This is a genomic window from Microbacterium jejuense (assembly GCF_019511665.1).
Taxonomy (GTDB): domain Bacteria; phylum Actinomycetota; class Actinomycetes; order Actinomycetales; family Microbacteriaceae; genus Microbacterium; species Microbacterium jejuense_A.
In genome coordinates this window covers 134,271-146,572 of record NZ_JAEUAW010000006.1, presented here as the reverse complement: position 1 = coordinate 146,572, position 12,302 = coordinate 134,271, and the positions used below count along the sequence as shown (strand labels likewise).

Sequence of the window (12,302 nt, the reverse complement as noted above, 5' to 3'; positions counted from 1 at the left end):
TATGAAACGTCGATCAGTTGGACTTCGCCGTGATCCACACGGTGATGGCGATCAGCGAGCCGATCCCGAAGATCCAGATGAAGAGGCCCTCCGAGACGGGGCCGAGCGAGCCGAGCGAGAATCCGCCCGCCGACTCGTTGTCCTGCAGGTAGAGCAGGTAGGTGATGATGTCGCGCTTCTCTTCGGTCGTCAGCGTCATGTCGTTGAACACGGGCATGTTCTGGGGACCGGTCACCATCGCCGCGTACATGTTCAGCGGCGTGGTGGTGTGGAGGTTGGGCGCGTACTTGCCCTCGGTGAGCGCACCACCGGCGCCGGCGACGTTGTGGCACATCGCGCAGTTGATGCGGAAGAGCTCGCCGCCCTCGGCCGCGCTGCCCTCGCCGTCCAGCACTTCCTCGTCGGGGAAGGTCGGACCGGGAGCGATCGACTGGATGTACTCGCCGATGGCGGTGATCTGCTCGTCGGTGAACTGGACGGGCTTCTGCGGAGCCTGCGGGCCCTGCATCTGCAGAGGCATGCGCCCCGTGCTCATCTGGAAGTGCACGGCGAGCTCGCCGACTCCGTAGAGCGACGGACCGTCCTCGGTGCCCTGGACGTCCAGGCCGTGGCACGTGGCGCAGTTGGCCTGGAAGAGCTTCTTGCCGTCCTCCGCGGTGAGTGCCGAGTTGGTGGTCGTCTCGGGCGTGGTCGCCGCCATCGCAGCGGACGCGCCGGCGTAGACGCCGCCGGTGATGAGCAGGCCGATGCCGATCAGTGCGGCTGCGGCCCAGGGGCTGCGGCGGCCTTTCGAGCGGCGCGTGGTCTCTCGTGCCATGTCGGGTTTCAGCTCCGCTCTCACTTGAGGAAGTAGATGACGAGGAACAGGGCGATCCAGACGACGTCGACGAAGTGCCAGTAGTACGACACGACGATGGACGACGTCATCTCTTTGCGCCCGAAGTTCTTGACGGCGTACGCGCGTCCGATCACCAGGAGGAAGGCGATGAGGCCGCCGGTGACGTGGAGGGCGTGGAAGCCGGTGGTGAGGTAGAACGCCGATGCGTAGGCGTTCGCGTAGATCGGGAGGCCCTCGGTGACGAGCTGGGCGTACTCCCACACCTGGCCCGAGACGAACAGCGCGCCGAGGGCGAACGTCAGCCAGAACCACTCGACCATTCCCCAGCCGAGCCAGCCGCGCTTCTTGGTGGAGTAGGGCTGGAACCGCTCGGCCGCGAACACGCCCATCTGGCACGTGACCGACGAGAGCACGAGGATGATCGTGTTGACGGTCGCGTACGGGACGTTGAGCTTCTCGGTGCTCTCGGCCCACAGTTCGGGGGAGGTGCTGCGCAAGGTGAAGTAGATCGCGAAGAGGCCCGCGAAGAACATCACCTCGCTGCCGAGCCACACGATGGTGCCGACAGCGACCGGATCCGGCCGCTTGACGGACCGCATGGCCTGGGAGTAGGTCGCTGTGGAGGTCGTCACGCTCCCCATTATGGCCGATTCGGGGCGCCGATTTTCGCATCGGAGGGCATCGAATTGCCCTGACGCGAACTTAGGGCGACCTAAAAGATCACTGCGACTCTGCCGTGAACACGTGGTGAAGACGCAGAATCGCACACGGTGCGACCCCGTGTCACGAATCCGTTCCGATTCCCGCGCGCCGCTAGGCTTCTGAGTTATGGCGGAGCTGTACACCTGGCCGGGAATCCTCACCACGCTGCTCGAGGGACGCGACCTCAGCGTCTCGGAGTCGACGTGGGGGATGCGGCAGATCATGTCGGGAGCCGCCACGCCGTCGCAGCTGGCCGGCTTCCTGATCGCGCTGCGCGCGAAGGGCGAGACGGTCGACGAGATCGTCGGCTTCCGCGATGCGATCCTGGAGGCCGCTCTTCCCCTTCCGGTGGATGCCGCCGTGCTCGACATCGTCGGCACGGGAGGCGACCGCTTCGGCACCGTGAACGTCTCGACGATGTCGGCGCTCGTGGCCGCGGCATCCGGGGTTCCCGTCGTGAAGCACGGCAACAAGGCGGCGAGTTCGTCGTCGGGCGCCTCGGACGTGCTGGCCGCGCTCGGCGTCGACCTGACGCTGTCGCCGGAGGCCGTCGCCGAGACGCTGTCGCAGGCGGGCATCACCTTCGCCTTCGCCGCGGCGTTCCACCCGGGCTTCAGGCACGCGGGACCCACGCGCAGCGAGCTGGGCGTGCCCACCGTCTTCAACTTTCTCGGCCCGCTGTGCAATCCGGCGCGCGCCGAGGCGAACGCCGTCGGCGTCGCGCACCTGGACCGCGTGCCCCTCATCACGGGTGTCTTCCGCACGCGCGGCGCGACAGCGCTCGTGTTCCGCGGCGACGACGGGCTCGACGAGCTGACGACGACCGGCCACAGCCGGCTGTGGGAGGTCAGCCGCGGCGACATCCACGAGCACGATCTCGACCCGCGCGACCTGGGCATCCCGCTCGCCGACATCGAGGACCTGCTCGGCGGCGATCCCGCCCACAATGCCGGCGTCGTCCGCCGCGTGCTGGGCGGCGAGTCGGGGCCGGTCCGCGACATCGTGCTGCTGAACGCGGCCGCCGGCATCGTGGCCTATCGGCTGTTCCGCGATGCGACGCAGGTGCAGCGACCGATCCTCGAGCGTCTCGCCGAGGCGCGCGACGACGCAGCCGCGGCGATCGACAGCGGTGCGGCCGAGGCGACGCTCGACCGGTGGGTCGGGGTCACGCGCTCGCTCGCGTCCTGACGGGTTTTGCACGGCGCGGGGTCTTCCGGGGCGTCGGCGCCGCCCGCTAGCGTGAGCGCAAGGCCCACGTTACGTCTGGAGGACGCCATGACCGATGACACCGCCACCACGTCCGGACCCGTCGACGGCTCCGTCGAGCCACCGGCCCGCAAGCTCGGCGGCGTCAAGGCCGTGGGTGTGCTGGGCATCATCGCCGGCATCCTGCTCATCGTCGTCGGTGTCGTGGCATGGATCGCCGTGTCGACCCAGCTGCGGGAGGAGAACATCACCGTGTCCGACGACGCGATGGCGTTCCAGGGAGCCCAGGTCGCGGGGCCGTTCACCGCTTACGTGCAGGCCGAGGTCATCCAGCAGCATGCGCTGGAGATGGCGGACGGCCAGACGTACGCCGAGTTGCCGATGGACGACCCGGTGCGTGCGACCGTCATGGACGCGTCGTTCCTGCGCGCCTCGCTGTTCACGTCCGTGGTCTCGTTCGGCGTGGCCGCCTTCGCGATCGGCGTGGGCATCCTCTCGATCCTGTTCGGCTGGGCCCTGCATCGTCTCGCCGTCGCGCCCGTCGTGGTCAGGCGCGCCACCGTGGTGCCCTGACCCCGGCTGCCGGTGAACCCGCACGACGCCCTGACCGAGATCGCGACGCTCCTCGAGCGTGAGCGGTCGTCGCGGTACAAGTCGAAGGCGTTCCGCGCGGCCGCCGACGCCATCGAAGGGCTGAGCGACGCGGAACTGCGGGATGCCGCGTCCCTGCGCCGCCGCAAGGGTGTCGGCGACTCCACGCTCGCGGTGATCCAGCAGGCGCTGTCGGGGGAGGTGCCGGGCTACCTCGCCGACCTGCGCGAGCGTGCCGGAGTGCAGCGGGCCTCGGAGCTGCGCCCGAAGCTGCGCGGCGACCTGCACGCCCACAGCGAGTGGTCCGACGGGCTCACGTCGATCGATCTGATGGTCGAGGCGGCACGGGCACTGGGCCACGAGTATCTGGCGCTCACGGATCACTCGCCCCGGCTGCGGGTGGCCAACGGGCTGTCGCCCGAGCGGCTGCGCGCACAGCTGGAGGTGGTCGCGGGCATGAGCGGCGACGGGTTCACCCTGCTCTCGGGCATCGAGGTCGACATCCTCGACGACGGGGCGCTCGACCAGAAGCCCGAGCTGCTCGACGAGCTGGACGTCGTGGTCGCCTCTGCGCATTCGAAGCTGCGGATGGACCGGGGCCCGATGACGCGCCGGCTGGTGGCCGCGGCATCCGATCCCCACGTCGACGTGCTGGGACATGTCACAGGGCGGCTCGTCGAAGGGTCTCGCGGTACGCGTCCGCCGTCGACCTTCGAGGCGCGGCCCGTGTTCGAGGCCTGCCACGCGCACGGCGTGGCGGTCGAGATCAACTCGCGGCCGGAGCGACAGGACCCGCCCGACGAGCTCATCGCGCTCGCGCTGGAGATCGGATGCCTCTTCTCGATCGACTCCGACGCGCACGCCCCCGGGCAGCTGTCGCTGCTGGACTACGGCGCCGAGCGTGCGGAGCGGCTGGGCGTGCCGGCGGAGCGGATCGTCACGACCTGGCCGCTGGAGCGCCTGCGCGAGTGGACCGGGCGCGATCGCGGCGCGTAGCCGGGATCGCGCCCGGGCCCGCTCACTGCGGAGCGTTCGCGCGCAGCACCTCCAGGCGTGCGCGGTACTCGGTCTCATCGATGTCGCCCTTCGCGAAGCGCTCGGCGAGCGTCGTCTCGGCCTGACGGGCCGGCGTGCGCCCGTACGGTCCGTAGCCGGCCGCGGCGGCGGCGCGACGCCAGCGACGGCCGAACACGGCGAACAGGATCGCGATGAGGGCGATCCAGAACAGCGGGATCAGGAACCACCAGCCGAACCCCCAGGGTCCGACGACATGGGTGGCAACGATCCCCGTGGCGAGTGCAGCGGACATGCGGATTCCTCTCTCGGAGCCGGCCGCGCCGGGATGGGCGACCGGATGCCTCCAGTCAAGGCGGGCCGCGGCATCCGCGAATCCGGCCGGGGGAGTGTTCTGGACTGCTCCGCGCGGAGTACGGGCGCCTCGCGCTAGGAGCCGACGAGGCCGGATTCGTAGGCGATGATCACGAGGCGGACGCGGTCGCGCGCCGAGAGCTTCTGCATGATGCGCGAGACGTGCGTCTTGGCGGTGAGCGGCGACAGATACAGACGCGCGCCGATCTCGTCGTTCGTGAGACCCTCGGCAACCAGGCGCAGGACGTCGACCTCGCGCTCGGTGAGGGTCTGCAGCAGTCGCGGGTCCGGCGCCTGACGCAGTCCCGCGGCCGCGCGGTCGAGGAGCGTGCGGGTGACGCCGGGCGAGAGCAGCGCGTCGCCGTCGGCGACCGCGCGCACGGCGCGGATGAGCTCGGCCGGCTCCGTGTCCTTCACGAGGAACCCGCTGGCGCCCGCCAGCACCGCCCGCACGACGTACTCGTCCAGCTCGAAGGTCGTGACGATCACCACGCGCACGCCCGCGAGCGCGGGGTCGGCGGCGATCTGCTCGGCGGCCCACAGTCCGTCGCCGTCCGGCATCCTGATGTCCACGAGGGCCACGTCGACGGGCGTCTCGCGGAGCGCCCGCAGCAGCTCCTGGCCGCCGGACGCCTCCGCGACGACCTCGATGCCGGGCTCGGAGTCCAGCAGGGCGCGGAAGCCCGCGCGCACCAGCTGGTGGTCGTCGGCCAGCGCGACGCGGATCATGGCGCCCCCGTCCACGGCAGCCGCGCGACCACGGACGTGCCCCGGGCGCCGCTGTCGACGGTCAGACTCCCGCCGGCGAGCTCCGCGCGCTCGCGCATGCCCCTCAGTCCTCCGCGCTCGGGCGCCGACGCGGGGATTCCCGCGCCGTCGTCGGCGACCGTGACGACGAGGTCGGTTGCCTCACGCTCCACTGTCACCGTGGCATGCGAGGCCGCGGAATGGCGCACGACGTTCGTGAGTGCCTCCTGCGCGATGCGGTACGCCGTCGTCTGCACGGCGCTCGGCGGCAGCTCGCCGGCGAGGCGGTCGTCGAGCGTGACGGCGAGCCCGAGGCCGGTTCGGCCTGCGACGAGCCCCGGCAGCTGGGCGAGCTGCGGCTGCGGGGTCAGCGGAGCGGTGTCGGGTGCGGCGAGCTCGTCGCCGCGCAGGAAGGCGAGCACGCCCCGCACCTCGTCGAGCCCGGTCGCGCTGAGCGCGCGGATGTTGGCGAGCGCCTCGCGGGCGCGCTCGGGCTCGCGGTCGAAGAGGTGCAGGCCGACGCCGGACTGCACGGCGATCTGGCTCAGCGAGTGGGCGAGCACGTCGTGCAGCTCGCGGGCGATGCGCGTGCGCTCCTCCTGCTCGGCGGCGCGGCGCCGGGCGGCGAGCTGCGTGCGGCGCTCCTCGGCGCCACGCAGCCGCGCGCGCATGCCCTCGCCGATGGCGAAGCAGACGCCCAGGCCGACCGTGGCCAGGGCGATGCGGGCAGGATGCCAGTCCGTGAGGCCGATCGGCACCGCGGCGCCGAAGACGCCGGCGGCGAGCTCGGGACCGACGACGGCCAGGAGCCACGCGGTCGCCACCGAGACGAGCGCCCAGACCCGCGCGCCGCGGACGACCGCCCCGATGATCGCGAAGACGAGCGCGATCGGGGGCGGCCCGCCGATGGGCGGCACGAACAGATCGACGAGGGCGAGCGCGGCGACGACGGCGACCGTGGGCCCGGGCAGACGCCGCGCGGCCAGCAGGGCGAGAGCGGATGCCGCCGCCAGCAGCACGCTGGTGGCCGCCGCCCACGGCGGCACGTGCTGCCACCAAGACAGCCCGATCGTGCCCGTCACCTGGATGACCAGCGACACGACCACGGGCACCAGCAGCACGACGGCCGATGGCGGGCGGAATCGACGACCCTGGGCGTCGCCGTCGGCGAGGCCGTCCGCGGACGCGGCTGCACTCGAGCCGAAGCGGGCGGGGCCAAGCATGCGCTCGATGCTACGCCGAGCCCCCGTGCCAGGAGTCCGGCCACGGGTGCGGGCGCCGTACTCCCGCGGGAGTACGGCGCCTGAGGTCGGGCGCGGTCAGACCGTGTCGAGCGCGTCGACGATGCGCGTGATCGCGCCGCCCAGGGCCCACCGCTCGGCCAGGGCCGCGGCATCCGCCTTCGCCGTCTCGTCGAGGGGACGCAGCCGGTGCTCGGGCACCTGCAGGTCGAGGTCGCGCACCACGGCCACCACCCGAGGAGCGACCGACAGATACGGCAGACCCGCGAGCACCTTCGCGCGCACGCCCGCCGACATGCCCTCGCCCGACTCGGCGGCCGCGATGATGCCCGCCAGGTCGCCGTGCGTCGCGAGCAGACCGGCCGCCGTCTTCTCGCCGATGCCCGCGACACCCGGGAGCCCGTCCGACGAGTCGCCGCGCAGCGTCGCGAAGTCGGCGTACTGGGAGGGCAGAACGCCGTACTTGGCGACGACCGCGGCGTCGGTGAGCACCTCGAGGTTGCTCATGCCGCGCGCCGTGTACACGACGCGGACCTCGCGCGCGTCATCGACGAGCTGGAACAGGTCGCGGTCGCCCGTGACGATGTCGACCGGCATGGTCGCGGTCGTCGAGAGCGTGCCGATGACGTCGTCGGCCTCGTGCTCGGCCGCCCCGACGATGCGGATGCCGAGGGCATCGAGCACCTCGCGGATGACGGGGACCTGCACCTCGAGCGGATCGGGCACCTCCTCGACATCGGGTCCGCCGGCCACGACCTCGGCGACACGGTGCGTCTTGTAGGTCGGGATCAGGTCGACGCGCCACTGCGGCCGCCAGTCGTCGTCCCAGCACGCGACGAGGTGCGTGGGGCGATACGTGGTCACGAGCCTGGTGATGATGTCGAGGAACCCGCGCACCGCGTTCACCGGCGTGCCGTCGGGTGCGCGCACGGTGTCGGGCACCCCGTAGAACGCGCGGAAGTAGAGGGACGCGGAGTCGAGCAGCATCAGGCGGTCGGTCACGCGTTCATCCTGGCATGCACGTCCGACGCCGTGCGCGCCGGTTCACGCCCTGCGCGCTCGCGGGAGACACCCGTCGTTCACCTGCGCGACGGATGCCGGTCGCCCGTCGGCACCCGCCTCGTTCACGTCCGCCGCCCACCGTGGGGAGACAGCCGCGAGAGGGGGCGTTCATGGGCCGGGAAGATGCGCTGGCATGGGTGGAGTCGCCGCTGCAGCTCGTCGGCGCCGCGGAGTGGGCGGACGCCCACTCGACGAGGGTGCCCGTCGCGGGCCGGCTGACGCCGCAGATCTCGGCCACCGCCGAGGCGCTGCTGGCGCGCGGCGCGCGTTTCGCCGACCTGGAGCCGTACCTCGGCATCCCGTGGAGTCTGCTGGCACGGCACGGGCACTGGCTGGTGGGCGACGGGTTCTCGGGGCAGTTCCGCCTCGCCGCCGCCGTGCTGAGGCCGCGTCGCGTGACGTTCCTGGACGACGGCGCGCACGCCGTCGCGTACGCCGACACGCTGCTGGGCCGCCGGCCGTACGAGCGGCCCGCCGTGCGGGAGCGCGGGCTCACGACGGTCGTGGCGCCGTTCGCCGCAGAGCTCGTGCACCGCCGCGCGAGCGCGCGCCGCGCCGGCTTCTTCACGGCCTTCGACCTCGGTGCGGCCCGCGTGGACGCCCTCGCCGATCAGGGATTCGACGTGCGCCGTCACGACTTCTCGTGGACGCGGGCCACGGCTCCCGCGGCCCCTGAACTCGGACGGCGCATCGTGCTGGGCAGCGCACTGCCGGTCGACGGCCGCATGATGCTCGTCGACTACCTGCGCTGGCTGCGCCTGGCCGCCGCCGACGGCGCGGTGTACCTGCCGCACCGGCGCGAGACCGCGGAACAGCTCCGCGCCGTGGCGACCGTGCCCGGACTGCGGGTGCACGAGACGGGTCTTCCGGTGGAGCTCGTGCTCGCCGGGGCCCGCGAACCGCTCGAGGTGCTGACGCTGCCGTCGAGCACGACGACGACGCTGCCGCTCGTCCTCGCCGGGACCGGCGCGGTCGTGCGCACCGTCCGTGCGCCCCGCACTCGGGAGCAGGGGGTCGTCGCATGAGCGAGGCGGTCGCCATCATCCCGGCGCGCGGGGGATCCAAGGGCATCGCGCGCAAGAACCTCCAGCGCGTCGGTGGCGTGCCGCTCGTGGCGCGAGCCGTCGCAGCCGCGCGCGACAGCGCGGCGATCGGCCGCGTCCTGGTGACCACCGACGACCCCGACATCGCCGCCGTCGCGGCGGAGTGGGGCGCCGAGATCATCGAGCGCCCGGCCGAGCTCGCCGGTGACGAGGCGACGTCCGAGGGAGCTCTGCTGCACGCGCTCGACGAGCTGGAACGCCGCCGCGTCGACGTCGGCGTGGTCGCGTTCCTGCAGGCGACGTCGCCGTTCATCGACGTGGCCGCACTCACCGACGCCGTGCACCTGGTGCGCTCGCGTCGTCGCGACAGCGTGTTCTCGGCCGTCGAGACCTACGGCTTCCTGTGGGAGAAGGGGGTCGGAGGTGCCGCGGTCGCCGTCAACCACGACCTCGAGTTCCGCCCGCGCCGGCAGGACCGCGACCCGCACTACCTCGAGACCGGGGCGTTCTACGTCATGCGCGCCGCCGGCTTCCGCGCCGCGCGCCACCGCTTCTTCGGCAGCGTCGGCATCGCCGAGGTGCCGCCGCGCACGGCGATCGAGATCGACACCGCCGAAGAGCTGGAGCTCGCCCGATCGATCGCGTCGCTCGTCGACCGCCCCGCGGCGATGGAGGTGGATGCCGTCGTCACCGACTTCGACGGCGTCCACACCGACGACACCGTGCGCGTCGACGAGCACGGCACCGAGTCGGTCGTCGTCAGCCGCGCCGACGGCATGGGCGTCTCGCTCCTGCGCGCCGCCGGCATCCCGGTGCTCATCCTCTCCACGGAGACGAACCCCGTCGTGGCGGCGCGTGCGCGCAAGCTCGGCGTGGACGTCGTCCAGGCGGCGGACGACAAGGCGACGGCGCTGCGGGAGTGGGCGGCCGCCCACGGCATCTCGCCGTCGCGCATCGCGTACCTCGGCAACGACGTCAACGACCTGCCGTGCCTCGAGCTCGTCGGGTGGCCCGTCGCCGTCCCCGACGCGCACCCCCTCGTCCTGTCCGCAGCTCGCGTCGTCCTCGACCGCTCGGGCGGTGCGGGCGCCGTGCGCGATCTGGCCGATCGCGTGCTGGCCGACCGGGACGCGGCATCCCCTCTTCTTCTCGCACCCCACCCCACCAGCCCTCAGGAGGCATCATGACCGTCACGATCGGATCCCGCGTCGTCGGGGGCGGACGCCCCGCGTACGTGATCGCCGAGATCGGGCTCAACCACAACGGCGACGTCGAGCTCGCCAAGCAGCTCATCGACGTGGCTGCAGATGCCGGCGCCGACGCCGTGAAGTTCCAGAAGCGCACGCCCGAGATCGCCACCCCCGAGCACATGCGCGACGTGCCGCGCGAGACGCCGTGGGGCACCATGACGTACTTCGAGTACCGCAAGCGCGTCGAGTTCGACCGCGACCAGTACATCGAGATCTCCGATCACGCCCTGCTGCGCGGGCTGGAGTGGTTCGCGTCGCCGTGGGACGTGCCGAGCGTGGCGTTCCTCGAGGACCTCGGCGTCGTCGCCCACAAGGTCGCGTCGGCCTCGCTCACAGACCGCGAGCTGCTGCAGGCGCTGCGCGAGACCGGCAAGCCGGTCATCCTGTCGACCGGCATGTCGACGACGGAGCAGATCGACGCGGCGATCGACGTGCTGGGCACCGACCGGCTCGTGCTGATGCACGCGACCTCGACCTACCCGATGGAGCCCGAAGAGGCGAACCTGCGCATGATCCCGTCGCTGCGCGACCGGTATCCGGGTGTGCCGGTCGGCTACTCCGGTCACGAGCGCGGTCTGCAGATCTCGATCGCCGCGGTCGCCCTGGGTGCGGTCGCCGTCGAGCGTCACATCACGCTCGACCGCACGATGTGGGGCTCCGACCATGCCGCGTCGCTCGAACCCGCGGGCTTCAAGAACCTCGTGCGCGACATCCGCGTGATCGAGGCGGCTCTCGGCGACGGCGTCAAGCGCGTGTACCCCGGCGAACTCGCGCCCATGGCGAAGCTGCGCCGCGTCCCCGCGTGACGGGGGCGGGCGGGCGCGCGCCCCGCATCGTCGCGATCGCCGACACGGACTCGTACGTGAAGTGGGCGGCCGCCCTCCTCGGGGCGGAAGGCGCGGGGGTGGATGCCGCACTCCTCGTCCTCGACACGCCCGTGGTGGTCAGCGACACGCAGCTCGAGGCGGCGCTGGCCGGCAGCGGGCTGCCGCACGCCCGCGTGGAGCGCATCTCGTACGCCGCGCTGACGGCGCGGGTGCGGCAGCTGCGGCCGGACGCCGTGCTGCTCGGCGCACGCGGGCCGCTCGTGCGGGTGCTGGCGCGTGAGATCGCGCGGCTGGATCCGCGACCCGTGCTGGTGACGGGGCTGCCGGGCATCTCGATCCCCGCGACGCGCAAGGCCGTGCTCTACCGCCTGCAGTGCGACCTGTTCGTGGTGCATTCCCGGCGCGAGCTGCGCGAGTTCGGCGCGCTGTCGGCGCGCACCGGCTACGCGCACCGCTACGCCCTGGCGACACTGCCGTTCGCCCGCGGGGCGTCGGCCGCGCCAGGCGTGACAGCTCCGCGCGGATCGGATCTCGTGTTCGCGACGCAGGCGAAGGTCCCGGCCGCTCGCGAAGACCGCCTGCGGGTAGCCCGCATGCTGGTCGCCGCCGCCGAAGCCGACCCGGCGCGTCGCGTCGTGGTGAAGCTGCGCGCGGCCGCCGGCGAGCACCAGACGCACGTCGAGCAGGACGGGTACCCCGAGCTGCTCGCCTCGCTCGGACCGCTGCCGGTGAACCTCGTCACCTCGACGGAGCCGATGGGCCGCGCGCTGGAGAGCGCCGAAGGACTCGTGACGGTCAGCTCGACGGCGGCGATCGAGGCGATCGCCCGCGGCATCCCCGTCATCGCGCTCGACATGTTCGGGGTGTCGGCGCGGCTCATCAACGAGACCCTCGCCGACGCGGACCTTCTCGCGGGAGAGGCAGACGTGATCGCGCGGAGGTTCCGGCATCCCGATCCGGAATGGCTGGACGAGAACTACTTCCACCCGCCCGCCGACGACGACTGGACCGACGCGGTGGCCCGGCTCGTCGCGCGCCGGGCGGCCGGCACCCTGCCGCCGCGGGCGCCGCTGGCACGACGCGGCGGGGCGCTGCGCGACGCGTGGGAGCGGCGCGTCGCGCTGGGGCGCAGTGACACGTCGGCCGCCGGCGCGGTCGCATGGGCGGTCGGCGTTCCCGCCCGCGCGGCCGTGCGGTTCACGACCCGCGCGCGTCGGACCCTGTCGAGGGCCGCCGGTGCTGGAACGGGCGCGGCCGTGAGCACGACGGCCGAGCAGGGGGAAGAAGCCGGCGATCTCGTCCGGGGGGATGCGGATCGCCGGCTCCGGGCGGGTCGATGAGACCGCCCCTCGTGCCCTCCGGGGTCGGGCACGAGGTGGGGTCCCGCGCGACGCGGCGCCCTGCGGGGGGATCGCGGCGGACCCGGG

General features: G+C 72.5%; 13 protein-coding genes. 7 read left to right on the top strand and 6 right to left on the bottom strand.

Annotated elements, in window-relative coordinates:
• Positions 1 to 13 precede the first annotated feature (13 nt).
• On the bottom strand, positions 14 to 817 hold the full coding sequence (gene qcrC, locus JNB62_RS09940) for a cytochrome bc1 complex diheme cytochrome c subunit (RefSeq protein ID WP_220300718.1): 804 nt from the start codon (positions 815 to 817) through the stop codon (positions 14 to 16).
• A gap of 20 nt (positions 818 to 837) precedes the next feature.
• A complete protein-coding gene (gene ctaE / locus JNB62_RS09935) occupies positions 838 to 1,479 on the bottom strand; it encodes an aa3-type cytochrome oxidase subunit III (protein ID WP_141893516.1) in 642 nt (213 codons plus the stop codon).
• A 187-nt stretch (positions 1,480 to 1,666) separates the two neighbouring features.
• On the opposite strand from ctaE, the gene trpD reads away from it, so the two are divergent.
• The 3 genes from trpD (at position 1,667) to JNB62_RS09920 (ending at position 4,333) form a co-directional block, all read left to right on the top strand.
• Positions 1,667 to 2,728 (top strand): anthranilate phosphoribosyltransferase, encoded by a 1,062-nt coding sequence (gene trpD, locus JNB62_RS09930; protein ID WP_220300717.1) that lies wholly within the window; start codon positions 1,667 to 1,669, stop codon positions 2,726 to 2,728.
• Between the two features lie 87 nt (positions 2,729 to 2,815).
• Positions 2,816 to 3,319 (top strand): aromatic ring-opening dioxygenase LigA, encoded by a 504-nt coding sequence (locus JNB62_RS09925; protein ID WP_220300716.1) that lies wholly within the window; start codon positions 2,816 to 2,818, stop codon positions 3,317 to 3,319.
• Between the two features lie 12 nt (positions 3,320 to 3,331).
• Complete coding sequence (locus JNB62_RS09920; protein WP_220300715.1) at positions 3,332 to 4,333, top strand: PHP domain-containing protein; 1,002 nt, start codon at positions 3,332 to 3,334, stop codon at positions 4,331 to 4,333.
• Positions 4,334 to 4,355: 22 nt separating this feature from the next.
• Here the strand turns inward: JNB62_RS09920 and JNB62_RS09915 are convergent, their stop codons facing one another.
• The 4 genes from JNB62_RS09915 to JNB62_RS09900 form a co-directional block, all read right to left on the bottom strand.
• Positions 4,356 to 4,646 (bottom strand): SHOCT domain-containing protein, encoded by a 291-nt coding sequence (locus tag JNB62_RS09915; protein ID WP_220300714.1) that lies wholly within the window; start codon positions 4,644 to 4,646, stop codon positions 4,356 to 4,358.
• Between the two features lie 134 nt (positions 4,647 to 4,780).
• Complete coding sequence (locus JNB62_RS09910) at positions 4,781 to 5,434, bottom strand: response regulator (RefSeq protein ID WP_220300713.1); 654 nt, start codon at positions 5,432 to 5,434, stop codon at positions 4,781 to 4,783.
• Positions 5,431 to 6,675, bottom strand: a complete 1,245-nt coding sequence (locus tag JNB62_RS09905; RefSeq protein ID WP_220300712.1) for a sensor histidine kinase — start codon at positions 6,673 to 6,675, stop codon at positions 5,431 to 5,433. The genes JNB62_RS09910 and JNB62_RS09905 overlap by 4 nt, the downstream gene beginning before the upstream one ends.
• 96 nt (positions 6,676 to 6,771) lie before the next feature.
• A complete protein-coding gene (locus tag JNB62_RS09900; RefSeq protein WP_220300711.1) occupies positions 6,772 to 7,695 on the bottom strand; it encodes a 5'-3' exonuclease in 924 nt (307 codons plus the stop codon).
• A 170-nt stretch (positions 7,696 to 7,865) separates the two neighbouring features.
• Between JNB62_RS09900 and JNB62_RS09895 the strand changes: the two genes are divergently transcribed.
• Genes JNB62_RS09895 through JNB62_RS09880 form a run of 4 tightly spaced genes read left to right on the top strand, consistent with a single transcriptional unit; the run spans position 7,866 to position 12,215 of the window.
• On the top strand, positions 7,866 to 8,780 hold the full coding sequence (locus tag JNB62_RS09895; RefSeq protein ID WP_220300710.1) for a hypothetical protein: 915 nt from the start codon (positions 7,866 to 7,868) through the stop codon (positions 8,778 to 8,780).
• Positions 8,777 to 9,985, top strand: a complete 1,209-nt coding sequence (locus JNB62_RS09890; RefSeq protein WP_220300709.1) for an acylneuraminate cytidylyltransferase — start codon at positions 8,777 to 8,779, stop codon at positions 9,983 to 9,985. Before JNB62_RS09895 ends, JNB62_RS09890 begins: the two co-directional genes overlap by 4 nt.
• Positions 9,982 to 10,854, top strand: coding sequence for an N-acetylneuraminate synthase family protein (locus JNB62_RS09885; protein WP_220300708.1), 873 nt, complete (start codon positions 9,982 to 9,984; stop codon positions 10,852 to 10,854). The genes JNB62_RS09890 and JNB62_RS09885 overlap by 4 nt, the downstream gene beginning before the upstream one ends.
• Positions 10,851 to 12,215, top strand: a complete 1,365-nt coding sequence (locus JNB62_RS09880; protein WP_220300707.1) for a DUF6716 putative glycosyltransferase — start codon at positions 10,851 to 10,853, stop codon at positions 12,213 to 12,215. Before JNB62_RS09885 ends, JNB62_RS09880 begins: the two co-directional genes overlap by 4 nt.
• Positions 12,216 to 12,302: the final 87 nt, after the last annotated feature.